At 74.4% G+C, this 22,342-nt stretch carries 24 protein-coding genes; 11 read left to right on the plus strand and 13 right to left on the minus strand.

The window, feature by feature from the left end; all coding sequences use genetic code 11:
• Nucleotides 1-36: 36 nt before the first annotated feature.
• A complete protein-coding gene (locus ACFVWU_RS05325; RefSeq protein ID WP_387615898.1) occupies nucleotides 37-804 on the minus strand; it encodes a MerR family transcriptional regulator in 768 nt (255 codons plus the stop codon).
• 395 nt (nucleotides 805-1,199) lie between these two features.
• On the opposite strand from ACFVWU_RS05325, the gene ACFVWU_RS05330 reads away from it, so the two are divergent.
• Together ACFVWU_RS05330 and ACFVWU_RS05335 are read left to right on the plus strand one after the other, a co-directional pair.
• Nucleotides 1,200-2,216: an ABC transporter ATP-binding protein gene (locus ACFVWU_RS05330; RefSeq protein WP_387615901.1), complete on the plus strand. Its 1,017-nt coding sequence runs from the start codon at nucleotides 1,200-1,202 to the stop codon at nucleotides 2,214-2,216.
• Nucleotides 2,217-2,427: 211 nt separating this feature from the next.
• A complete protein-coding gene (locus ACFVWU_RS05335; RefSeq protein WP_387615904.1) occupies nucleotides 2,428-2,664 on the plus strand; it encodes a DUF6059 family protein in 237 nt (78 codons plus the stop codon).
• A gap of 65 nt (nucleotides 2,665-2,729) precedes the next feature.
• Here the strand turns inward: ACFVWU_RS05335 and ACFVWU_RS05340 are convergent, their stop codons facing one another.
• The 6 genes from ACFVWU_RS05340 to ACFVWU_RS05365 all read right to left on the minus strand — a co-directional run bounded on the left by ACFVWU_RS05340 (nucleotide 2,730) and on the right by ACFVWU_RS05365 (nucleotide 7,964).
• Nucleotides 2,730-3,278 (minus strand): hypothetical protein, encoded by a 549-nt coding sequence (locus ACFVWU_RS05340; RefSeq protein WP_387615906.1) that lies wholly within the window; start codon nucleotides 3,276-3,278, stop codon nucleotides 2,730-2,732.
• Between the two features lie 149 nt (nucleotides 3,279-3,427).
• Nucleotides 3,428-5,005 carry an ABC transporter permease gene (locus ACFVWU_RS05345; RefSeq protein WP_387615909.1) on the minus strand — a complete coding sequence of 526 codons (1,578 nt, stop codon included), beginning with the start codon at nucleotides 5,003-5,005 and terminating at the stop codon, nucleotides 3,428-3,430.
• Nucleotides 4,999-5,886 (minus strand): ABC transporter ATP-binding protein, encoded by an 888-nt coding sequence (locus ACFVWU_RS05350; RefSeq protein WP_387615912.1) that lies wholly within the window; start codon nucleotides 5,884-5,886, stop codon nucleotides 4,999-5,001. The genes ACFVWU_RS05345 and ACFVWU_RS05350 overlap by 7 nt, the downstream gene beginning before the upstream one ends.
• A 195-nt stretch (nucleotides 5,887-6,081) precedes the next feature.
• The gene (locus tag ACFVWU_RS05355) at nucleotides 6,082-6,660 is read right to left on the minus strand and encodes a TrmH family RNA methyltransferase (protein WP_380608578.1); all 579 of its coding nucleotides are present in this window, start codon (nucleotides 6,658-6,660) and stop codon (nucleotides 6,082-6,084) included.
• Nucleotides 6,657-7,301, minus strand: coding sequence for a class I SAM-dependent methyltransferase (locus ACFVWU_RS05360; protein ID WP_387615915.1), 645 nt, complete (start codon nucleotides 7,299-7,301; stop codon nucleotides 6,657-6,659). The genes ACFVWU_RS05355 and ACFVWU_RS05360 overlap by 4 nt, the downstream gene beginning before the upstream one ends.
• Before the next feature lie 195 nt (nucleotides 7,302-7,496).
• Nucleotides 7,497-7,964 (minus strand): carboxymuconolactone decarboxylase family protein, encoded by a 468-nt coding sequence (locus ACFVWU_RS05365; protein ID WP_387615918.1) that lies wholly within the window; start codon nucleotides 7,962-7,964, stop codon nucleotides 7,497-7,499.
• Nucleotides 7,965-8,144: 180 nt separating this feature from the next.
• Here ACFVWU_RS05365 and ACFVWU_RS05370 point away from each other — a divergent pair, with 180 nt between their 5' ends.
• The gene (locus tag ACFVWU_RS05370; RefSeq protein ID WP_387615921.1) at nucleotides 8,145-8,342 is read left to right on the plus strand and encodes a hypothetical protein; all 198 of its coding nucleotides are present in this window, start codon (nucleotides 8,145-8,147) and stop codon (nucleotides 8,340-8,342) included.
• Between the two features lie 11 nt (nucleotides 8,343-8,353).
• Here ACFVWU_RS05370 and ACFVWU_RS05375 read toward each other — a convergent pair whose 3' ends face one another.
• Together ACFVWU_RS05375 and ACFVWU_RS05380 are read right to left on the minus strand one after the other, a co-directional pair.
• Nucleotides 8,354-11,107 (minus strand): lysylphosphatidylglycerol synthase domain-containing protein, encoded by a 2,754-nt coding sequence (locus tag ACFVWU_RS05375; protein ID WP_387615923.1) that lies wholly within the window; start codon nucleotides 11,105-11,107, stop codon nucleotides 8,354-8,356.
• A gap of 218 nt (nucleotides 11,108-11,325) precedes the next feature.
• The gene (locus ACFVWU_RS05380) at nucleotides 11,326-12,087 is read right to left on the minus strand and encodes an SDR family oxidoreductase (protein WP_387615926.1); all 762 of its coding nucleotides are present in this window, start codon (nucleotides 12,085-12,087) and stop codon (nucleotides 11,326-11,328) included.
• Between the two features lie 163 nt (nucleotides 12,088-12,250).
• Here ACFVWU_RS05380 and ACFVWU_RS05385 point away from each other — a divergent pair, with 163 nt between their 5' ends.
• From ACFVWU_RS05385 to ACFVWU_RS05405, 5 genes are all read left to right on the plus strand, one after another.
• Complete coding sequence (locus tag ACFVWU_RS05385) at nucleotides 12,251-13,177, plus strand: helix-turn-helix transcriptional regulator (protein ID WP_387615929.1); 927 nt, start codon at nucleotides 12,251-12,253, stop codon at nucleotides 13,175-13,177.
• A 34-nt stretch (nucleotides 13,178-13,211) separates the two neighbouring features.
• Complete coding sequence (locus ACFVWU_RS05390; protein ID WP_387615932.1) at nucleotides 13,212-13,478, plus strand: UBP-type zinc finger domain-containing protein; 267 nt, start codon at nucleotides 13,212-13,214, stop codon at nucleotides 13,476-13,478.
• 120 nt (nucleotides 13,479-13,598) lie between these two features.
• Nucleotides 13,599-13,871 carry a hypothetical protein gene (locus ACFVWU_RS05395; RefSeq protein WP_387615935.1) on the plus strand — a complete coding sequence of 91 codons (273 nt, stop codon included), beginning with the start codon at nucleotides 13,599-13,601 and terminating at the stop codon, nucleotides 13,869-13,871.
• Between the two features lie 211 nt (nucleotides 13,872-14,082).
• The gene (locus tag ACFVWU_RS05400; RefSeq protein ID WP_387615938.1) at nucleotides 14,083-15,321 is read left to right on the plus strand and encodes a serine hydrolase domain-containing protein; all 1,239 of its coding nucleotides are present in this window, start codon (nucleotides 14,083-14,085) and stop codon (nucleotides 15,319-15,321) included.
• Between the two features lie 70 nt (nucleotides 15,322-15,391).
• On the plus strand, nucleotides 15,392-16,369 hold the full coding sequence (locus ACFVWU_RS05405) for a sigma-70 family RNA polymerase sigma factor (protein WP_387615941.1): 978 nt from the start codon (nucleotides 15,392-15,394) through the stop codon (nucleotides 16,367-16,369).
• On the opposite strand, the gene ACFVWU_RS05410 is transcribed toward ACFVWU_RS05405, so the two are convergent.
• Nucleotides 16,277-16,612 (minus strand): STAS domain-containing protein, encoded by a 336-nt coding sequence (locus tag ACFVWU_RS05410; protein WP_387615944.1) that lies wholly within the window; start codon nucleotides 16,610-16,612, stop codon nucleotides 16,277-16,279. The two genes, ACFVWU_RS05405 and ACFVWU_RS05410, sit on opposite strands and share 93 nt — an antisense overlap.
• 113 nt (nucleotides 16,613-16,725) lie before the next feature.
• Here ACFVWU_RS05410 and ACFVWU_RS05415 point away from each other — a divergent pair, with 113 nt between their 5' ends.
• Nucleotides 16,726-17,217 (plus strand): NUDIX domain-containing protein, encoded by a 492-nt coding sequence (locus ACFVWU_RS05415; RefSeq protein ID WP_387615947.1) that lies wholly within the window; start codon nucleotides 16,726-16,728, stop codon nucleotides 17,215-17,217.
• Between the two features lie 75 nt (nucleotides 17,218-17,292).
• Here the strand turns inward: ACFVWU_RS05415 and ACFVWU_RS05420 are convergent, their stop codons facing one another.
• The 3 genes from ACFVWU_RS05420 to ACFVWU_RS05430 all read right to left on the minus strand — a co-directional run bounded on the left by ACFVWU_RS05420 (nucleotide 17,293) and on the right by ACFVWU_RS05430 (nucleotide 19,830).
• Entirely contained in the window at nucleotides 17,293-18,054 is a 762-nt protein-coding gene (locus tag ACFVWU_RS05420; protein WP_387615949.1) for a Clp protease N-terminal domain-containing protein, read from the minus strand.
• A gap of 132 nt (nucleotides 18,055-18,186) precedes the next feature.
• Nucleotides 18,187-18,924, minus strand: a complete 738-nt coding sequence (locus ACFVWU_RS05425) for a tyrosine-protein phosphatase (protein ID WP_387615951.1) — start codon at nucleotides 18,922-18,924, stop codon at nucleotides 18,187-18,189.
• Between the two features lie 168 nt (nucleotides 18,925-19,092).
• On the minus strand, nucleotides 19,093-19,830 hold the full coding sequence (locus tag ACFVWU_RS05430; RefSeq protein WP_387615954.1) for a VC0807 family protein: 738 nt from the start codon (nucleotides 19,828-19,830) through the stop codon (nucleotides 19,093-19,095).
• A 300-nt stretch (nucleotides 19,831-20,130) separates the two neighbouring features.
• Here ACFVWU_RS05430 and ACFVWU_RS05435 point away from each other — a divergent pair, with 300 nt between their 5' ends.
• Nucleotides 20,131-20,976 carry an RNA polymerase sigma factor gene (locus ACFVWU_RS05435; RefSeq protein WP_387615963.1) on the plus strand — a complete coding sequence of 282 codons (846 nt, stop codon included), beginning with the start codon at nucleotides 20,131-20,133 and terminating at the stop codon, nucleotides 20,974-20,976.
• Complete coding sequence (locus tag ACFVWU_RS05440) at nucleotides 20,973-22,040, plus strand: hypothetical protein (protein WP_387615956.1); 1,068 nt, start codon at nucleotides 20,973-20,975, stop codon at nucleotides 22,038-22,040. The genes ACFVWU_RS05435 and ACFVWU_RS05440 overlap by 4 nt, the downstream gene beginning before the upstream one ends.
• Nucleotides 22,041-22,342 lie beyond the last annotated feature (302 nt).

Here is a 22,342-nt window from a genome sequence, read left to right on the forward strand (position 1 = left end):
CTGCTCAGGCTGTACGTGGGCCGCCCCGCGCTTTCGTCACGCTGGGGGACAGTTTCTGCCCAGGCCGGCCCGGGTCGGGGCTCGCGATTCCGCGTCGTCTCGGTCGACCCTGGTTTCCCGTGCCGAGCGCAGCGAACGTCGAAGACGTGGGAGCCAGGCGCCTTCTATTGCTCCTCGGCGGGCGGGCGGGCCGTAGGACTCGTGCAACCGCTCACGTAGGCGCGCCCGCTCCTGCTCTCCGAGTTCGGCGAAGGACGGCTCGCGCCTCCGGGTCATCGCCGACATCTCCTCGTCGCTGTAGTGGGCGGTCTTGCGTCGACGGGCCTCGACCAGGGTGGGCAGTTGCTCCGGGCCGATGGACTCGTTCGCGGTCATCGTCTCCTCGATCACTTGAAGGAACTGTTCGGTCGAAGGTCTGGTCCGGTGGTCGAGTGCGTCCAGTACGTCGGTCAGGCGCAGGCGCAGATCGAACAGCTGGCGGATCCGCTCGTTGACCACGTCCAGTTGGGTCCGCAACAGTTCGGCCGGGTCCTGTCTGGGCTGGGTGTCGAGCACCGCCTTGATCTTCTCGAGCGAGAGTCCGAAGCTGCGCAGCGCGATGATGTGGTGCAGCCTGCGCACGTCGTCCGCGGTGTAGCAGCGGTGCCCGCCCGAGGTGCGCTGGGACGGCGAGAGCAGGCCGAGCCGGTCGTAGTGGTGCAGCGTACGCACCGTGATACCGGTCTGCCGGGCCAGCTCGCCGATCCGTAGTGGGCCGCTGTCGGCCCCTGCAGGCTCCTGCGAGGCCTGGCCCGTTGTCAGCATCCGTCCGCCTTTCCTGTGCGATGCCGACCCTAGAACCTCGCGTCGTGTCGGGTTCAAGTCGGTTCTCCGGTGGGCCCCGCAGTAAGCCGCAGCCACAGACTCGGCATCGAGAACCGCAGCGGGTCGCGCGCCCGGCCGGACCCACCGGCGGCGAACCTCTCGCTGCGGGGGGTTGCCGTGCCTGCGGGCCGGCTGGATGTGTGATCGCAAGCCCGACCATTCTGCGCCGGTCGCGCTATCCGACAAGGGTTACAGCTTCTCGGCCTTGGCGAAGGGACCATTTCAACGCATCTGGCACGAGTTGAATCTGACCTGATGTCAGGTTCTAGCGTCGGCATCACACGGCCAACTCTTCGCGCTGCGCGGCTTCGGACTCTCGCCCACTGGAGGGGCCCATGCACACCGATCGAGAACCCGCTCGGACAGCGCCGATCGACGCCGAGGGGCTGCTGGTCGGCGCCTCGTCGCTGATCTCGGCGGCCACACCGTTCCTGCTGAAGGAGACACTGGACGTCGCCGTCCCCCAGGGCCGCACGGGCCTGCTCAGCCTGCTGGCGCTCGGCATGATCGCCGCCACGGTGCTCACGAGCGTCGTCGGGGTGTGGCAGACCTTGATCTCGACCACCGTCGGCCAGCGCGTCATGCATGATCTGCGCAGCGCGGTCTTCGGCCGTCTGCAGCGCATGTCGCTCGCGTTCTTCACGCGTACGCGTAGCGGAGAAGTGCAGTCGCGCATCGCCAACGACATCGGCGGCATGCAGGCCACCGTCACCTCCACGGCCACCGCCCTGGTCGCCAACCTGACCAGCGTGGTCGCCACCCTCGTCGCGATGGTGGCCCTCGACTGGCGGCTCACCCTGGACGGGGTCGACGTCCGCGACCTCGACTTCGACACCCTCGCCCGGGCGGTCGGCGTGGTCTCCCAGGAGACCTACCTCTTCCACGCCTCGGTCGCCGACAACCTGCGCTTCGCCAAGCCCGACGCCACCGACGAGGAACTGCACGCAGCCGCCAGAGCCGCCCAGATCCACGACCACATCGCCGCCCTGCCCGAGGTCTGCGACACCATCGTCGGCGAGCGCGGCCACCGTTTCTCCGGCGGGGAGAAACAACGCCTGGCCATCGCCCGCACCATCCTGCGCGACCCTCCGGTCCTCATCCTCGACGAGGCCACCAGCGCCCTCGACACCCGCACCGAAGCCGCCGTGCAGGACGCCGTCGACGCCCTGTCCGCCGACCGCACCACCCTCACCATCGCTCACCGCATGTCCACCGTCCGCGGCGCCGACCAGATCCTGGCCCTCGACGCCGGACACGTCACCGAACGCGGCACCCACGGGGAACTGCTCGAACAGGGCGGACGCTACGCGGCCCTCGTGCACCGGGATGCTCAACTGCAACCGACGAACTGACGATGCCGGGCCTGTGACGCTGTCGTGGCCCCTGCTGTGCGGCCGAAGGTGATGCGCCCACGAGGAAGCCGAGGAAGCCGAGGAAGCCGAGCAAGCCCTGGACACAGTGCTGGCTGACGGATCCCGGCAATGCGCCGGTGAAGCCGCCGTGGTCCGGCTGGTGGGAGTGCGGGTCGAGGGGGGTTCGAGGTGGTGCGGGCAGGCTGGGGGGATGGCGCGTGGGGTGTGGTGGCGACGGGTCGGGGGCTTCTGGGGGCGGCTGGGGGCGGGGCTGGTGGCGCTCGGGCAGGCGCATGTGGCGGGGGCGGTGGCGGCGGCTGAGGCGGGCGGGTTGGTGGGGCCGGGGCCGGGGCATCCGGAGCGGGTGGTGGGGGACGTCGGGATGACGGCGGTGGAGCGGGGGCTGTGGAGCCAGTTGGTCGATCTGCCGGGCGACTGGTTGGGGTAGGCGAGGGCGGTGAGGATGCGGCGCTGACGGTCAGCTGGCGCCGGGCTGACCGCTCCGGAGCGCCGCTACCGGTGCAGGACGGTCCCGCCTTCGATGACCCAGAGGCCGGCCGGGACGGGGGTGCACTTGGTCACCTTGGCCGGTGCGTTCGGGTCCCGGTAGTCGGAGGCGGCCCAGCCGACCCGGCGTTCGCCGTGTTCGTCGGCCGGGTAGTAGGTCAGCCCGGCCTCGGGGTGCCAGCCGGGCCGTGTGGTGGTCGGCCGACTGCCGACCGGGGTGACGGTGACGCGATCGATCGGCCCGGTGACGGTGACCGCACCGCTGTTGTCGACCGTCAGGCAGTCGATGTCGAACTCGACCCGGACGGTGCCGTCCTTGAAGACGTGCTGGGCGACGGCGTGCCCCCGGGCGTGGCCGTCGACCGTACGGGCGTCGACGCGGGCGGTGAGCCGCTCGCCCGGGTTGGGGCCCGGGCCGTGCTCGTTGAGCAGGGTCCAGCTGTGCAGGGCGAGGTGCCCGGCCGGTACGGGCGCGGCCGCGGCGGTGCCCGCCGTTGCGGCGGCGAGGGCCGTGACGGCGGTGGCGAGCGCGACGGCGGCGGTGGTCTTGCGCATGGTCGATCCTCTACGGGAAGAAGCGGGAAGAAGGGAGTCGGGCTGCTGCCCGGCTGCCTCCAAGCTCCCAGCCGACCCCCGGCCGCGGCCTCCGCCGTACGAACGGACCGGCTCCCCCCGGCGGGGGAACCGGCCCTCCTCCGGGGGGCTCAGCGGGTGGCGTGCCGCACCGCGTCCAGGGCGAGCGCGGCCGCCGCCAGTGCCGCGGCGACACCCGCGACCGCCGCCGGGGCCGGGGCCCGCTCCCCGGAGACGCCGAGGAAGTCCAGCCCGGCGACGTGGTTGACCATCCCGTACCAGAGCAGCGGGTAGACGGTCTGGAACAGCCGGGGGCCATGGGTGAGGCTGCCGAACAGCAGCGCCAGCGCCGGGACCAGCAGCGCCCCCGCCAGCGCCCCCGCCGCGGCCCGGGACTGCCCGGCGCCGAGCAGCCGCACGGCCGGCACGGCCGTCACCGCCAGCGCGGGGAGGATCCCGGCGAGCAGCCAGGCCAGCCCCCGGCGCAGCGGGGACGGGCAGGCGCCGAGCAGCTCGCCGACGCTGCCGCCGCCCGCCCGGTGGCCCAGCCGGGACCAGAGCGGCACCGGCCAGAGCATCGCGAACGCCAGCACCGGGTGGCTCGGCCCGTCCGGGGCGACGCCCGCCGCGGCCACGGCCAGCACGCCCGCCCCGGCCCACCACCACAGCCGTCGGCCCTGCTCCAGGATCCGCAGCTCCCCGAGCACGGCGGCGAGGCCGCTGCGGCCCTCCCGGGCCGGGGTCAGCCGGGCCGGGTCGAGGGCGAAGCCGGCCGGGGCGGTCTCGGCCTCGACCGCGGGTGCCCGCGCGTCCGGGGCCGTGGCGGGGTGGGCGCTTCGACCGGCCCTGGCCCTGGCCCCGTCGAAGCGGCCGAACCAGAGCGCCCCGACCAGCGCGATCCCCACCGCCGCGCCGACCAGCAGCACCCCCGTGGCTGCTGGTCCGCCCGCCTCGCCCGGCCCGAGGCCGGGCCAGTCGAAGGTGCCGGTCACCCGGTTGTCCGCGGTCAGGCCGACCCCGAACTCCACCCCGTCCACCGGCCGCCCGCCCGCCGCGAGCACCTCCCGGATCGACGCGGTGATCCGCCGCATGCCCAGCAGGTCCGGCCCGCCGCCGGCCTGCGCGCCCAGCACCAGGACCAGCCAGACCACGAACCAGACCATCGCCCCCAGTCCGCCGCGCAGCCCGCGCACGGTGTCGAAGAGCACCGCGCACCCGGCCACCGCCGCCAGCAGCGGCAGTGTGATCAGGACGTACGGCAGCAGCAGCCGCACCACGTCCACCCGGTCCGAGTCCCCCTTGACCAGCTGCACGCCGAGCGCCGTCCCGGCCAGCGCGAGCAGCATCGAGCCGAACAGCAGCAGGTTGCTGCCGAACTTGCCCGCCAGATAGCCGATCCGGCTCAGCGGGGTGGCGGCGAGCAGCTGGCCGACGCCGCTCTCCTCGTCCCGGACGACCGTGCCCCGGGCGATCCCGAAGCCCGCCAGCGACAGCCAGACCGCCCCGCCGAGCGCCGTCACCGTCCCCACGTAGCCGCTGGTGTAGCGGCCGTGCAGGTCGGTCACCTGGAACACCTCCCAGCGGGAGTCGCCCACCGGTGCGGCCAGCAGCCCCAGCGCGAGCGTGCCGATCAGTACCACCAGGTAGCCCGGCCGCCTCCGGCGCTCCCGGAAGTCGGCCAGTGCGAGCGCCCCGATCCTGGTCAGCACGCCGGCACCCGCTCGGGCCCGGCGGTGAGCAGCAGGTACGCGTCCTCCAGCCGGGGCGGTACGGGCTGCGCCCCGGGTGCCGGCGGGTGTCCGGACAGCACCCGGGCCCGGACCCCCTGCGGGGTGCGGGTGGTGCCGCCGAGCAGGAACCGCGAACGCAGCGACGGGAGTTGATCGGCCGTCACGGTCAGTTCCCAGGCCGAGCCCTCGGCGCCGCGCAGCAGCTCCTCCGGGCTGCCGTGGTGCAGCAGCCGGCCGTCGCCCATCACGGCGATCCGGTCGGCGGTGGCGGCCACGTCCGGGACGATGTGGGTGGACAGCACGACGATCCGCTCGGCGCCGAGCCCGCTCAGCAGGTTGCCGAAGCGCAGCCGCTCCTCCGGGTCCAGCCCGACCGTGGGCTCGTCCACGATCAGCAGCGCCGGGTCGTTGAGCAGCGCCTGGGCGATGCCGACCCGCTGGCGCATCCCGCCGGACATCGCGCCCAGTCGCTGCCCGGCCGCCCCGGACAGGTTCACCAGCTGGAGCAGCTCCTCGATCCGGGCCCTGGCCGAGCGCCGCCGCAGCCCCTTGGCGGCGGCCAGGTAGCCGAGGAACTCGCGGGCGGTGAGCTGCGGGTAGACGCCGAAGTCCTGCGGCAGGTAGCCGACGGTGCGGCGCAGCGGCCCGGGCCGGCGGGCGATGTCGACGCCCTCCCACAGCACCCGGCCCGAGGTCGGCCGGGTGACCGTGGCCAGGATGCGCATCAGGCTCGACTTGCCGGCGCCGTTGGCCCCCAGCAGGCCGAGCACCCCGGGCCGGAGCGTCAGTGAGAAGGAGTCCACCGCGCGCCGGCCGCCGCGGTACTCCTTGGTCAGGTCGAGGATCTGCAGTTCGGTCACCCCCGGAATGCTTCCGGTCGGGGCGGCTGCCGACATCTGCCATATGGCAGAGATCCGCGGCGTGCGGAAACGGCGTGCGGAAACGGCGTGCGGAAGCGGCGTGCGGAAAGCGGCGTGCGGGAAACGGCGGGCGGAAGACGGCGGCGGGGCGGGCCGTCGGGCCCACCCCGCCGCCGAGGTCGCTGTCGTACGGACCTACTCCTCGTCGCCGCCGAGGTCGCCGCCGAGGTCGCTGCCGTCCGGGGTGCCGCTGATCGCGTACCCCTGGCGGCGCGCCTCGTAGCAGGCCACCGTCGCGGCCGCCGAGACGTTCAGCGAGCCGACCCGGCCCAGCTGCGGCACGAACACCACCTGGTCGCAGAGCGCCAGCGCCTCGGGCGTGATCCCGCGGTCCTCGTGCCCGAGGACGAAGGCCACCGCCGGGGTCAGCTCGGCGGCGAACATCGGCACCGCCTCGTCCGCCAGCTCCAGCCCGACCACCTTGAAGCCGTCCGCCTTCGCGGCCGCCACCGCCTCGGCGACGGTCGGGAAGTGCTCGACCTTCAGGTACTTGTCGGTGCCCATCGCGGCCTTCTGCGCACCGGACGAGCGCACCGACGGGGTGTCCCCGGTCAGGTACAGCTTCTCGGCGCCCATCGCGGCCCCGGTCCGGACCACCGAACCGACGTTGAACGGCGACTGCAGGTTCTCCAGGATCATCGCGAGCCGGAACTCGTTGCTGCGCCGCCACGAGCGGTGCAGACGCTTCAGTTCGGTCCCGCGCAACTGCTTCACGACGTGGTACCCCGTCCACTCTCGGAGCCCTCGCCCGCATCCGGGCGGGGCCGCGCTTCCAGAATCCGGAACCCGTTGACCGACGTGACCCGGGAGGTCGGGTAGCCCTGCTCGTTGAGCCACTTCTGCAGCGAGTCCGAGCCCAGGTGCTTCTGCACCACGAGGAACGCCGAGCCGTCCGGGGTCAGCCGGCCGAGCCAGTGCGTCAGCAGCTTGCGCAGCGCGGCCTTGCCGATCCGGATCGGCGGGTTGGAGTAGATGGTGGCGAAGCGGACGTCCTCCGGGACGTCGTCCGGCAGCGCGGCCTGGACGTTGCCCAGCCGCAGTGCCTCGGCGTTCAGCCGCACCAGTTCGAGCGCCCGCTCGTTGACGTCCACCGCCCACACCGGCAGCCGTCGGCGCCGGGTCGCCCAGGTCAGCGCGATCGGGCCGTAGCCGCAGCCGACGTCCAGGATCGGGCCGCGCACCCGTGGTTGCGGGGCGTGCTCCAGCAGGATCCGGGTGCCCGGGTCGAGTCGACTGCGGGAGAACACCCCGGCGTCGGTGGTCAGTTCCAGGGTGACGTCCGGGAGGGAGACCGTGATCGGCCGGCGCTCGCTGGCGACCTCGGGTGCACCGGTGAAGTAGTGCGAGCCGGACATGAACTTCCCGTCGTTCGTTGCGGCCGTCGTTCGCGGGGGCCGTCGTTCGTAAGGGCCTCGGGGCCACCGGGTGGGTGCGGGTGAGCCCTGGGTACGGCACCGATCGTACCCCCGGTGGCCTGCGGCGCGTTCCGCGCGGACGCGGGGCCCGTCCCAGGACTCCCGCCCGCGGGCCGGCGCCGGTGCGGGCGGCCGCTACAGCGTGCCCGGGGTCTTGCGGGTGGCCACGTTGATCCGGTTCCAGGCGTTGATGGTGAAGCAGGCCGAGATCAGCTGTGCCAGCTCCGCCTCCCCGAAGTGCTCGGCGGCCCGGGCGTACACCGGGTCGGAGACCCCGCCGTCGATCCGCGCGATCTCCTCGGCCAGTGCCAGCGCGGCCCGCTCGCTCTCGCTGTACACCCCGGCCGGGGCCTCGCGCCAGACCGGCAGCAGGTAGATCCGCTCGTCGGTCTCCCCGGCCTTGCGGGCGTCCTTGGCGTGCATGTCCAGGCAGTACGCGCAGCCGTTCAGCTGCGAGGTGCGCATCTGCACCAGCTCGACCAGCGCCGGGTCCAGGCCTTCACGGGCGGCGGCGTCCAGGGCGATCATCGCGCGGAACACCTTCGGGGCGGTGCGGGCGTAGTCGAGGCGGGCGGGGGCGGCGGTGGTGTCGTTCGTCGTCATGGCTCGACCCTAGGCGCAGAATGCACCCGTTCCACGGGTCATTGAGCCAGCTGTTTCGTGGGTCAATTCTGCTCGGGGCAACACGCCGGAGCGGCCCCGGCGCATCGCGTCCGGGCGCCCGGCGGCGGATACTGCCAGTACCGCCACCCGTGAAGCCTCCGAACAGCGAGGACGGACGCCATGCCGCAGAATCACGAGGACTACCTGATCGACGAGGTCGTCGAAACCGTCGAACCCGACGACGAGGAAACCACCGGCGGCGAGTACGACGAGGTCGCCGAACGCCGGGCCCTCGGTGCGGACCCGGCCACCGACGTCGCGGACGCCGCCGAACAGAGCCGGGTGGTCCAGCTCGACGAGGACGACTACCGGGAGTAGGACCCGCCGTCCTACAGCGCCTTGCGGCGCTGCAGCCAGGTCATCGCCGCCCAACCCGGCAGCACCGGCAGGATCAGCGTCAGCAGCCGGAACAGCGCCACCGCCGCCAGCGCCCCGCCCTTCTCCATCGACGCGGTCTGCTGCAGCCCAAGCGTCAGCGCCGTGTCCACCGCACCGGCCCCGCCCGGGGTCGGCGCGGCATTGCCCGCCGCATTGCCCACCAGGAACACCACCGCCACCGAGGCGAAGGACGGTTCCCGGCCGATCGCCCGCACGCAGCAGTACAGACAGGCGATCAGGCAGATCGACACCAGCAGTTGCCCGGCCACCCCCACCGCCAGCCGCCCCGGATTGCGCAGCAGATCCAGCAGCCGCGGCAGCACCTCGGCCGTCAACGGCCGCAGCCGCGCCGCCAGCCACCGCCGGGCCGACGGGATCGCCCACACCAGCGCCAGCAGCATCGCCGCCACCGCCAGCCCGCCCACCACCGCGGGCAGCGCGTCCAGCTCCGAACCGCCGGGCTGCAGGTCCAGCAGGTAGACGAAGGCCCCCAGCTGCAACAGGTGCAGCACCAGCCCGATCAACTGCCCCACCCCGACGCTGGACAGCGCCTGCGCGGTCGGGATGTTCGCCTGCTGCAACAGCCGGGTGTTCAGGGCGATCCCGCCGACACCCCCGGGCGACACCAGCTTCACGAAGGCCCCGGCCAACTGCGCCAGCACCGCGTTGCGGAAGTCCAGCCTCTCCGGCACGAACCCGACGAATCCCATCGCCGCCGCCACGTGGCTCAACCCCGCCGCCACCAGCGCCAACACCAGCCACCACGGATCGGCGTCCGCCAATGCCGCGACCGGATTGTCCTCCGCCGCGAAGAACTGCGGGATCAGCAGCCACCCGGCCACCACCCCGCCCACCACGGCGAGCAGGGTCCGCGGCCGCAACCGCTCCAACCGCACCGGCCGCCCGGCCACCTCCGGCCGCCCCCGCACCACCTCCGCCCGGATCTCCTCCAACAGTCCCTCGGACGCGCCCTCGGCGCTGCGGGGGCCCTGGGGCTGCCCGTCGGCGGCCGTGGCGGATCCGTTGCCGGACGCGGTCACCGGCGCCGCGGCGCGGGGCGCCGGCACGGGGGCGTGTTCGCCGCTGCCGTGACCCGGCTGCGGCTCGGAGCCTGCTGCGCCGACTCCGGCGCCCGGCCGGCTCGCAGGTCGCAGACCGGCACGCCCCCCGGCCTCGGCCTCGGCCGCGGCGGTGGCCGAGGCCGTGTCCGGCTCTTCGCCCCGCCGTTCCGGCTTCACAGCGGCCGCGCCCCTGTTCGGCCCTTCCTCCGGCTCCACGGCGACCGGGTGCGTGCTCGGCCCGTTGCCCTGTGCGGCGCCGGCCTTCGGCTTCGCGTGGTGCTTGAGGGCCTGGCGGGTGGTGCGGGCGAGGGCGATGGGCTGGAGGAGGGGGAGGGCGGCGGCGACCGGGTCGGGGCCGAGGACGGTGGTGGCGGTGTGGACGGAGCGGGCGGCGCCGGTGCGCAGGGCGAGGGTGGTGAGGAGCTGGGCGATGTCGCAGCGGAGCACGAGTTCGCTGGCCGCGATGTCGCCGTCGGCGAAGTCGACCAGGTGGACGGCGCCGGTGTCGTCGATCAGCACGGAGGTGGGGACCAGGGCGCGGTGGGCGATCTCGCGGCGCTGGAGGAGGGCGAGTTGGCGCCAGGTGTCGGCGAGGAGGCCGTCGGTGATCTCCTCGTCGGCGAGCTGGTCCAGGGTGCGGCCGGCCAGGTGCTCGTACGCGATGAGGGCGGTGTCGTGGCCGAGGCCGGCCGTGGCGGCGATGCGGCGGGTGCGGACGCCGGCGGCGAGGGCCGCGTAGGTGACCAGGGCCTCGTGCTCCAGCCCGGTGCGCGGGGAGCGCAGTGCGCGGGGGTGCGGGGCGGTGCGCAGCCGCAGTCGGCGCCAGGCGCGCCGGACGGCGGCGGCGGTGACGGCCTGCCGGTCGAGCAGCTGGACGTCGAGTTCGGGCCACCCTTCGGCCTGCCGGATCCGGTAGCGGTCCGGCCCGCCGGGGAGGGCCTCGACCGGCCGCTGCCCGCTGTCCCGCAGGGCCCGCAGCACCTCGCCGGGCCGGGGCCGGGGGTCCGGGGTGCCGACGGCGTACAGGGTGAGGTGGGCGCCGGTCCAGCCGATGAGCAGGCCGAGCAGCAGTGCGGTGGGGGTGGCGTAGCCGCCGGCCAGTCCGGCGAGGCCGGAGAGGGCGAGGACGGCCCAGGGCAGGCGCCGTTCGCGGCTGCCGGAGGCGGTCATGAAGGCGAGGACGGGGGCGAGGTAGCCGTAGACGGGTTCGGTGTGCGCGAGTACGTCGGCGGGCAGCCGCTGGGTGAGCGCGGCGACCAGTGAGGTCGGGGCGAGGTCGTCGGCCCACAGGTCGAGGGCGAGGGTGGCGCCGTACGCGAGGACGGCGGCGAGCAGCCCGTCGGAGACCTGTTGGAGGGCGCGCCGCCGGTCCGGGCCGAGCAGCCGGCGGACGGCGAGTCCGACCGGCAGCAGCAGGACGGCGGCGGTGGTGAGCCCGCCGGCGAGGCCGGCCAGGGGGCGCGGCACCAGTGCGGCGGCTTCGGCGACGTCGGCGGCGAAGCCCCCGGTGGTGGCGCGGGCGTAGTCGGCGAGCAGCAGGGTGACCGCGATCGCGAGCAGGCCGGTGAGCAGCCGGAGCAGGGCGACGGGCTGCCGGATCCGGCCGGTGTCGGTGAGCGGCCGCATCCGGGGCGGCCGGGCCACGGACCGGCTGTCTCCGGGCTGCCCGGCCCCGGGCTCCCGGGGTCCGGGCTCCCGCGTTCCGGACTGCCGAGGTATGCCCCCGCCGGTATCCGTCCGCCCGGTGGAGGAGGCACCGCCGCCCCCGCCGGTGTCGCCGTTCGTTCTCCCCGTCACGATCGCCACGGGTGGCATGCTCCCATGCCACCCGCGACCCCGGGGCGGGGATCCCGCGCGGCCGCCTACGCCTGCCGGGTCGGCAGCACCACCTGGTGGCGCAGGTTGACGTGCCGAGGCCGGCTGACGGTGTAGGCGATCAGGTCGGCGATGTCCTCCGCGCCGAGCGCCGGGATCGCGGCGAACATGACGCCGAGCTGTTCCCGCAGCGCCGGGTTGTCGATGTGCCCGCCGAGCTCGGTGTCGGTCAGGCCGGGCTCGATCGCGCTGACCCGGACGTCGCGCGGGCCGAGTTCGCTGCGCAGGGCGGCGGACAGCTGGGTGAGCGCGGCCTTGGTGGCGCCGTACACGGCGTAGTCGGGGAAGACGACGTGCGAGGCGATCGAGGAGACGTTGACCAGGTCGGCGGTGCGGCCGTCGGCGGCGGCCGCGGTGAGGTCCTCGGTGAAGGCGCGGACGATCCGCAGCGCGCCGGTGAGGTTGGTGTCGACCATGCGGGTCCACTCGTCGATCCGGCCGTCGGCGAGCGGGTTGGGCAGCATCACCCCGGCGTTGTTGACCACCAGGTCGACCCGGCCGTACGCGTCGTGGACGGCCTTGGCGGCGGCGTCGACCGAGGCCTGGTCGGTGATGTCGGCGGTGACGGCGAGGGCCTGCCCGCCGGCGGCGGCGATCTCGGCGGCGAGCGCCTCGATCCGGTCGGTGCGGCGGGCGAGCAGCGCGACCCGGGCGCCGTCGGCGGCGAGCAGCCGGGCGGTGGCGGCGCCCATGCCGCTGGCGGCTCCGGTGACGACGGCGGTGCGGGTGGCGAGGGCGGGGTAGCTCATCGAGGACTCCTCGGGAGGATCGGGCTGACGACGACCACTCTGTGCCCGGCGTCCGCGCCCACCCAGGGCCGTGCCCCTCCTGGGACAGCCCGGCCCGGGAACTCCCTTCCTGGGAAAGGCAGTACCACCCTCGCGCCGCACTCCCGCGGTTACGCTGCCTGTCATGGAGAACACCCTGGGGGACTTCCTCCGCTCGCGCCGGGCCCGGATCCAGCCGGAGGAGGTGGGCCTGCCCTCGCACGGCCGCCGCCGGGTGCAGGGCCTGCGCCGGGAGGAGGTGGCGCAGCTCGCGGGGGTCAGCGTGGACTACTACGTCCGGCTGGAGCAGGGCCGTGGCGGCAGCGCCTCGGACGCGGTGCTGGACTCGGTGGCTCGGGTGCTGCGGCTGGACGAGACGGAGGCGGCGCACCTGCGTTCGCTGACCCGCCCGCCGAAGGCCTCGGCCGCCCGGGTGCGGGGCGCCCAGCAGGTCCGCCCGGGGACGCGGCTGCTGCTGGACCTGATGACCGGGGTGCCGGCCTTCCTCCTGGGCCGCCGGATGGACGTCCTGGCCTGGAACGCGCTGGGCGACGCGGTGAGCGGCTTCTCGGCCCGCCCGGACGTCAGGCCGCGCTCGGAGGTCAACCCGAACGCCGTGCCCAACCAGGCCCGGCACGTCTTCCTCGACCCGGCCGCCCGCGACCACTACCGTCAGTGGGACGCCGTCGCCTCGGAGACCGTCGCCTTTCTGCGCCGGGACGCCGGACTGCACCCCGATGACCCGGCCCTGACCGCCCTGGTCGGCGAACTGTCGCTGCGCAGCGAGGAGTTCCGCCGGCTCTGGGCGGACCATCTGGTCCGGGACAAGAGCAGCGGCAGCAAGCTGTTGCGGCACCCGCTGGTCGGCGAACTCGACTTCGGCTACGAGACCCTGGACGTCAACGCCTCGCCGGACCAGGTCCTGGTCGTCTACACCGCCCCGGCGGACTCGCCCACCGCCCAGAAGCTGGCCCTGCTGGCCAGTTGGACGGCCGTCGACGCAAGACCCGGTACAGCTGCCGATGCGGCGCCGGGCGCCGCCCCCGCCCCCGGGACCCCGGGCGTCTCCTGAGGCGACCCGGCCCGGGCCGTCATAGCCTTCGACCATGAGTGCCTGCGAAGACCTCGCCATGGCCCCCCGGGACATCGAGCCCCTCCCGCCCGCCGACGGCTGCGCCGACTGCCTGGCCCAGGGGCGCCGGGACTGGGTGCACCTGCGGGTCTGCCTGGACTGCGGCCACATCGGCTGCTGCGACTTCTCGCCGCAGCGGCACGCCACCGCGCACTTCCACGACACCTCCCACCCGGTGATCCGCTCCTACGAGCCGGGGGAGGACTGGCGTTGGTGCTTCGTCCACGAGGTCATGGGCTGACCGGGGCGGGGGCCGTCCCGGTGGCACCGGCCCGCAACCCGGATAAAATCCGGACATAACGCCCGTGTGGCCCTCCGGCTCGGCATCCGTCCGGCCGTGGCCACCGAAGGGAGGCCGACGATGACCAAGAGAACCCCGGGCAGCACCGCCAAGCTCCGTCAGGGCACCCAGGACCTGCTGGAACGCCGGGGCATGGCGAGCACGCCCAACAGCCTCGGACCGAAGCCGCGTATCGCGGCCATGTCCTCCTACGGCGCCGGGTACCTCTCCGGCGACGCCTTCCGCCACGGCGGGCGCGACGCGGCGACCTCGGTGCTGCACGCCGCACCGTCGATGCACGCGGAGCTCAAGGGGCACCGGCACCGCGGCGCGGAGAAGCACTCCGCCCACTGACCGGCGGCGCCCGACGCCGCCCGACGGCCCCGCGGGGGCGGATGCCGCGATCCGGGCATCCGCCCCTGACGCGTGATCAGGGGCGTTGTCCGGGGCGTCTCCGGGGCTCCTCCGGGCGTTCCCCGATGTCCCGAGCGGCCGCTCTCCCGAAGACTCGGTCCCGTCCGATCCGCAGCCCCCTCCGGGCGCATCGCCGTTGGAGAGTCCCCGCATGAACGCCCCCACGCCCAGCCGTCGTTGGACCACCCTCGCGGCGGCCGGCGCGCTGCTCGCCGCCGTCACGGTCGGCGCCGCGTCCCCCGCCCTGGCCGCCGACACCCCGGCGGCCGCCGCCACTGCCACCGCCACCGCGACGTCCCGACCCGGCCCGCTCGACCGGGACGCCCTCGACGCGGCCGTCCACGCCCTCCCCGGCGACATCACCGGCGCCCTGGTGCGCACCGCGGGCCCGGACGCCCGCTGGCGCGGCACCTCCGGGGACGACGTCCCGGCCGACGCGAGGTTCCGGATCGGCAGCATCACCAAGGTGTTCACCGCGACGGTGATGCTCCAGCTCGTCGCCGAGGGCAAGGTCGACCTGAACGGCACCGTTCAGCAGTACCTGCCCGGTCTGCTCCCGGCCGACTACCCGCCGGTCACCGTCGGGCAGTTGCTCGACCACACCAGCGGCCTGCCCGGGGGCGGCGGCATGACCTCCGGGGACGGCAGCACGGGGTGGTTCGCCGCGCACAAGGCGGACGGGTTCACCCCCGAGCAGGTGGTGGCCGACATGCTCACCCAGCCGATGAGCTTCCCGCCCGGCACCGCCCAGCAGTACAACGGCAACAACTACTTCATCGCCGGCATGGTGATCGAGAAGGTCACCGGCGACAGCTACGCGAACCAGGTGTGGCAGCGGATCACCCGCCCGCTCGGCCTGCACACCACCTACGTCCCGGACGCCGACGACCTCGGCATCCGCGGCCCGCACGCCACCGGCTACGTGGACGTCGAGGCCGCCGACGGCGGCACGGACCGGGTGGACGTCACCGAGCAGAGCCCGTACCCGTGGGCCGAGGGCGGCATGATCTCCTCCGCCGCCGACCTGGAGCACTTCTTCGGCGCCCTCTTCCGCGGCCGGCTGCTGCCGCCCGCCCAGCAGGCCGAGCTGTTCGACGTCCCGGACCTGCCGAACCACCACAACAAGAACTGCGACATCGGCCCGACCGCGGGCCACGCCTGCTTCAGCAAGGGCGGCCTGCTGCGCGCCGTCCTGCCCAACGGCACCGAGGTCTGGGGCAAGACCGGCTCCCGCCCCGGCTACACCAGCGCGGTCTTCGCCACCCGCGACCTCTCCCGCACCGTGGTGGTCAGCCTCAACCCGACCGGCATCGACGGCCAGGAGGCCCCCACCCAGTGGAAGCTGCTGACCACCGGCTTCGGCTCCGGTCAGGCGTACGGCAAGCAGTGAGCCGACTGTCAGTGCCGTGCGCTAGGTTCCTGTCGGCGCATCAGAACACGGCAGGACGACGGGGGCGGCCATGGCCGAGGTGATCACGGAGGAGCCGGTCGAGCTCCAGCTGGAGCGGTACCGCACGGAGTTGACGGGCTACTGCTACCGCATGCTCGGCTCGGTCTTCGAGGCCGAGGACGCGGTGCAGGAGACCATGGTCCGGGCCTGGCGCGGGCACAAGGGCTTCGAGGGTCGGGCCGCGCTGCGCTCCTGGCTGTACCGAATAGCCACCAACGTCTGCCTGGACGCGTTGAACGGCCGGAGCGCCCGGGCCCGCCCGATGGACCTGGCCGGGCCGGTGACGGTGGCCACCGCGAACGGCACCCAGCTGCCCGAGGTGACCTGGATCGGCCCCGCGCCGGACGGCCGGGTGCTCCCCGAGACGGGGGACCCGGCCGAGGTGGCCGCCCAGCGCGAGTCGGTGAAGCTGGCCTTCGTCGCCGTGCTGCAGCGCCTCGCGCCCCGGCAGCGGGCGGTGCTGATCCTGCGCGAGGTGCTCGGCTGGAAGGCCGCCGAGGTGGCCGAACTGCTCGGCGTCACGGTGGCCTCGGTCAACAGCGCACTGCAGCGGGCCCGCGCGGTGCTCGCCGCGGACGCCTCGGCCGTTCGCCCGGCCCCGGCACTGGACGCGGACCACCGCGCGCTGCTGGACCGCTACGTCCGCGCCTTCGAGGCGTACGACATGGAGGGCCTGGCCGCGCTGCTGCACGAGGACGTCACGCTCAACATGCCGCCGTTCGCGATGTGGTTGCAGGGGCAGGACGAGATCCGGGCCTGGATGCTGGGCCCGGGGCACGGCTGCCGGGGCTCCCGGCTGCTGCCGGTGACGGCCAACGGCGGCCCGGCCTTCGCCCAGTACCGGCCGAGCCCGGCGGGCGGGCACGAGCCGTGGGCGCTGATCGTCCTGGAGGTGTCAGAGGGTCGGATCACCGGCTTCACCAACTTCCTGGACACCGACGTGCTCTTCCCGCTCTTCGGCCTCCCGCCCCGGCTGGACGCCGAGTAGCCACGCCGGCTCCACGAGTTCCGCGAGGTCCAGCGGATCCGCCGCTCCCGGCAGCAGCGCCGAGAGCCCGCTGAACGCGAGCAGCTCCCGCAGGGGGCCGCCCGCGTTCAGCAGCACCAGGCCGACCCCGTGCCGGGCGGCGGCCAGCCGCAGCCGGGCGAGGGCGTCGACGACGGCCAGGTCCGGGGCGGTCAGCGCGCCCAGGTCGCAGGTCAGTACGGCTTCGTCCGGTGTGGTCCTCATACCGGTTGGACCCTCGGGAGGGCGCGGACTCATCGGTCCGGGGCGGATCCGGGTCGGATCGTCCGATGGCAGAGTGGGGGCGACCGCACCCACCCTGCCCGAGGAGGAGCACAGTGACGGCCGAGCCCTTGAGGTCCCGCGAGGAATGGTTGGCCTCGCTGCCCCGGATCTACGCGGCGGCGGGCTGCCTGCTGCGCGACGAGTCCGGCCGGATCCTGATCGTGAAGGCGGGGTACCGCGAGCACTGGCAGTTCCCGGGCGGGACGATCGACCTGGGCGAGGGCCCGGTCGAGTGCGCCGCGCGGGAGTTGGAGGAGGAGACCGGCATCGTGCGGGAGACCGGCGAGCTGCTGGCCGTCTCCTGGACCCACCCCTCGGGCGAACTGGACCACCCGGCCGAGCACTTCATGTTCGACTTCGGCACCGTCCCGGACGGCACCCCCGTGACCGTCCCGGCCGGCGAGCTGGACACCTACCGCTGGGCCCCCGTCGAGGAGGCCCTGGAACTGCTCGGCCCGGCCCGTTCGGCCCGACTGCGGGCGGCGCTGGAGGCGGCCGTCGACGGTCGGGTCCGGATCGTCACCACCCACATCTCCGGGTTCTAGCGCGGGTTCGGCCGGAAGCGCACGGAAGTGCCCTGCCCCGGAGGGGAGTTCCGTCCGGGGCAGGGCGCCGGTTCCTCACCGCTGCTGCTCGGCCTCCGCGTCGCGGGCGGCGATGACGGCGGCGACGGCCTCCGAGGTGAAGGTCTCCGCCTCGGACTTGTCCACCTTCAGCCCGGCGAGCACGCCCTGCCCGTTCTCCCACTCCAGCAGAGCGAGCAGGATGTGCTCGGTGCCGACGTAGTTGTGTCCGAGCTTGAGCGCCTCGCGGAAGGTCAGCTCCACCACCTTCTTGCCCTGGGCGTCGTACGGGATCAGCGCGGGCACCGCCTGCTCGACGGCGGGCGGCAGGACGGCGGTGGCCGCCGCCCGGACGGCCTCCGGGGTGACGCCCTGGGCGGCGAGCGCCTTGAGCCCGATGCCCTCGGGCTGGGTGAGCAGGCCGAGCAGGATGTGCTCGGCGGTGATCTCGGCGTTGCCCGCCTGCCGGGCCTCCTCCTGCGAGGCCACCATGACCTTGCGGGCCCGGGACGTGAACCGCGAGAAGCCCTGGCTGGGGTCGAGGTCGTTCGGGGTGCCCGGGCCCTTGGGGACGAAGCGCTTCTGGGCGGCCTGCTTGCTGACGCCCATGCTGCGGCCGATGTCGGTCCAGGAGGCGCCGGAGCGGCGGGCCTGGTCCACGAAGTGGCCGATCAGGTGGTCGGCGAGGTCGCCGAGGTGGTCGGCGGCGATGACCGCGTCGGAGAGCTGGTCGAGCGCGTCGACGTGGACCTTCTTGATCGCGGCGATCAGGTCGTCGAGGCGCAGCGGAGTGGTGTTGGGAACAACGGGATTCTCCATGCGTCAACCATAGGTTGTCGATCCATGATCGTCAACCATCGGTTGACGCTACCCGCGAGTAGTGTTCCCGCGGCCCGGGCCGTGCTCCGGGTCGTGCTCCGGGCCGGGTCCCGTGAGGTCCTCGGCCAGGCCTCAGGCGGCGGGCAGCAGCCGGTCCCGGACGGCGGCGATCTGGGCCGGCGTGGCCCCCGCCGCGAGCAGGTAGCCCGCCGGGTCGAGCTCGTCGAGCGTGGACTCCAGGACGGCCTCGGCGGTGGTCCCGGCCTCGACCAGCACCGCGTCGATCCGCTGGTACGGGTCCGGCAGGCCGAGCATCCCGTAGAGCGGGCGGACGTTGGGGCCGCTCAGCAGGTAGTCCGCGGCGATCGCGGCCCGGTCGACCCCGGCCAGGGCGAGCAGCAGCAGGGCGGCCAGGCCGGTGCGGTCACGGCCGGCGCCGCAGTGCACCACCAGGCCGCCGGGGCGGGCGCCCGCGATCGCGGCGATCAGCGCGACGGCGGCGTGCGGGCAGTGGTCCAGGTAGGGGCGCAGGGCCAGCGGGGTGCCGTCCAGTCGGCCGTAGGTGTCCCACCAGGCGGAGCCGGCCAGTTCGTCCAGCGGGACGCGGATCAGCTCGACGTCCTCGGGGAGCGGGAGGAGCGGCTGGTACTCCTCGGCGTCACGCAGGTCGACCACGGTGCGGACGCCGTGGTCGAGGAGGGCGTCCCAGCCCTCGCGGGTGAGGCGGTCCAGGTTGTCCGCCCGGACCATCGCCCCGCGGGCGGTCGGTCGACCGGAGGCGGTGGGCAGGCCGCCCAGGTCGCGGACGTTCAGGCAACCGTCCCAGACGAGGGTTCGGTCCTCGGTGGTGGTCAGCGCGTTCGTCCGCATGGTGGGCTCCCCGGTTCGTCGTTTCGGGGGTCCCGTTACCCCCTCGTTATAAGGACTCCCGGGGGATTCCGATGGTTCCTGACTGTTCGAATCGTCGGAACCGGCAGTTCAGGCGGTTGTCGATGCCCGGTCGATCGGGCGTCTCGGGCGGCTCGGGCGGCAGACGGCTCAGGCGGCGGTCGGGTGCTCGGCCTCGGCGCCGACCAGCTTCTCGATCGGCTCGACCGCGATCTGACCGAGCATCGAACCGCCCACGATCGCGCCGATCAGGAACACGGTGGACAGCCAGGCCATGGTCGAGACCGGCAGGGTGAAGGCACCGACCACCCGGGCCACGCACTCGGCCAGCAGCGCGGTGCCCCAGATCCCGGCGAACACCCGCTCGTGGCGGCGGAACGCCCGCGAGGCGGCCGCCCGGCCCTCGACCAGCCGCTGCCAGGCGCCGGCGCGCTCCCGGTTCCCCTTGGTGACGAACGGCATCAGCATCGGGGTCATCACCGGCCGGCCGACCAGCGCCGAGACCAGGATCGCCAGCGCCACGGTGCCGCTCAGCCCGCCGTCCTTGGCGATCATCATGCGGGCGTCGCCCGTGACGAAGGTGAGCGCCAGTCCCGCCAGGTTGACCACCAGCATCAGAGTGGCCCACAGGTTGAGCTTGCGCTCGCTCAGCAGCCCGAGGACGGTCCGGCCGGCCGGGAAGGCGCTGCTCCAGGCCAGCGCGGCGAACTCGCTCAGCCCGCAGACCGAGTGCAGCACGTAGTAGCCGGCCAGCGGGGCGACCACGTCGAGGGCGAGCGGGCGGAGCCCGGAGACCAGCGGGTTCGGCGCCTTGGCGTGCGCGGCGCCCTGGACCGCAGAGGCGGCGGGGGCGGTGGTGCCGGCGGCGCTGACGGTCTGGCTGCTCATGGTGGGTTCCTCCCCGACTGGTGGCCGCGGGCTCCGGCCCGCGTCGTGCCTCCAGTCTTTCCGGCCGGCCCCCCGTCAGAGCAGTGCCGTCCGTTGCCTGATCCGCATGACAGTTGTCACGGTGCGCCCCGTGACACACCCTCCGACCTGCACGTTCCCAAGGGGTGACGCACGGCTCGCGGCCCAGCGCGTCCAGGGGCGGACGGCGGCGACGGCGTCGTCCGGGGCGAGCGGCGCCCGGCGGGTGCCGTCCGGCGGGCTGAAGGTCCGGCGCCGACCCGTTCGCCCGGATGGCGCATGATGTGGCGGGTGCAGAGTGCAGAACGCCCCGGAGCGGGCACCGGCAGCCCCCTCGGCCGGTCCGGACCAGTCCCTCCCGCCGGCCCACCGCGGGGCCCGGCCCCCGCTCCCCCCGACCTGACCGAGGCGGTCCGCGCCGCCCAGGACGGGGACGAGGAGGCGTTCCGGCTGCTGTTCCGGACCGTCCAGCCGGGCCTGCTGCGCTACCTGCGGGTGCTGGTCGGCGGACGGCCCGAGGACATGCAGGACGCCGAGGACATCGCCTCCGAGGCCTGGCTGCAGATCGCCCGCGACCTGCGCGGCTTCTCCGGCGACGGGGACGGCTTCCGCGGCTGGGCCGCCACCATCGCCCGCAACCGCGCCATGGACCACCTGCGCGCCCGGCGCCGCCGCCCGGTCGCGGACCTGCCCTTCGAGTACCTGGTGGAGCTCGCGGCCGGGGACGACACCGCGGGCGCCGCGCTGACCGCCGTCGGCACCGCCGACGCGCTGGCGCTGATCTCCCGGCTGCCGCGCGACCAGGCCGAGGCGGTGCTGCTGAGAGTGGTCATGGAGCTGGACGCCGAGAGCGCCGCCCAGGTGCTCGGCAAGCGGGCCGGCAGCGTCCGGATGGCCGCCCACCGGGGGCTGCGACGGCTGGCCAAGCTGCTGGAGCAGCCGTTCGCCTCCGGGGCCGGCATCCCGGCCGCCCGCCGGGTCGAACCGGGGGCCGGAAAGCAGCCGTCGGGCCCGGTGAAGGAGTCCGCGGGGGAGTCCGCGAAGGAACCCGCGAAGAGATCCACGAAAAAAAGTTCTCCGCAGGGTGTGACAGAACGCCGGGCCGCGACGCTGAAGGACATGAGATGAGCACCAACCGATCCCGTCGGATCGACCGTGATACCGCCGAGCACCTGCTCGGCGGTGCCGTGGGCGGCCCGTCGGCCGGGCAGGACGCCTCGCTCACCGGACCGGACGGTCCCGGGCACGTCGCCCGGGTGCTGGCCGCGGCCGCCGCCCCGGCGACGGCGGCGGAACTGGCCGGGGAGGAGGCCGCACTGGCCGCGTTCCGGGAGGCGAGTCTCACGCCCGACCCCGTAGTGACACCCGTCCGGAGACGATCGATGGCAACCGCCGCGCTGGCCAGGGCCTTCAGCACGAAGGCCGCTGCCGCCGTGCTCGGAGCCACCGCGCTGTGCGGGGTCGCGGTCGCCGCCGGCACCGGCAACCTGCCGTCCCCCCTGAGCGGCGGCCCGTCCGAGCCGGAGCACACGGTGGGCGTCCCGAGCGGCTCGACCGGCACCTCGTCGGGCGCGTCCGCTGCCGGCACGGGCTCCGCCTCCTCGACCCCGTCCGGGTCCGCCCGGCCGTCCGTCGGCGCCTCCGGCGGGCCGCAGGCGGCCGTCCCCTCCGGCACCGCCGCGCCCGGCACCCCCACGGCCGACGGACACGGCGCCCGACCCGTCCTGCCGCCCGCGATGGTCCCGCTCTGCCAGGGCTTCGCGGACCGCACGGGCAAGGGCGAGCGCCCGCACCAGCTGGCCGCCGACCCGCTCTTCGCCCAGCTGATCGCGGCGGCCGGCGGGGCGGACCACGTGACGGACTACTGCGACGGGAACCTCGGCCAGCCGGGCGGCGACCACCAGGGCGCCACCGGACAGCCGAGCACCCCCGGCCGTACCGACCCCGGTACGGGCAACGGCAACGGCTCCGGGACCGACGGCAGGAACGGCGCGGACCCCGGCAAGGCCAACGCCAACGGCGGCCAGAACGCCAGCGGCGGCGGCACCAACGGTCAGGACAGCGGCGGTAGCGGCGCCAAACCCGGCAAGGGCGGCGTGACCGTCCCGACCCCACCGGCCGCACCCACCCCGCCGGACATCCGTCCGAGCAGAACCGTCCCCTCCGCGGACGACCAGTCGGCCCGGAGATGACCCCCAGAACTCCGGGTGGGCGGCGAGCGACTCCCCCCGGGCTCGTCGCCCACCCGGACTGAACCACCCGCACCACCCGCAGGACGCACAACCACCCGAAGACCCCGGGTGGCCGGTCGGCTCCCCCGTGCCCGCCGTCCACCCGGCCCCGGCCCCGGCCGGCCCGGCAGGCGCTCACCCCGGATGCGCCCCCGGCCCCGCGGGCCCGGAACGTGGGGGCCCCCCCCCCCCCGGGCGGGCGGGCCCCCCCCCCCCCCCCGCGGGCGGGGGCCCCCCCCCCACGTGGGGTGATCAGGCCGGGG

The sequence above is a fragment of the Kitasatospora sp. NPDC058190 genome, assembly GCF_042883685.1.
In the GTDB taxonomy this organism is placed as follows: Bacteria; Actinomycetota; Actinomycetes; order Streptomycetales; family Streptomycetaceae; genus Kitasatospora.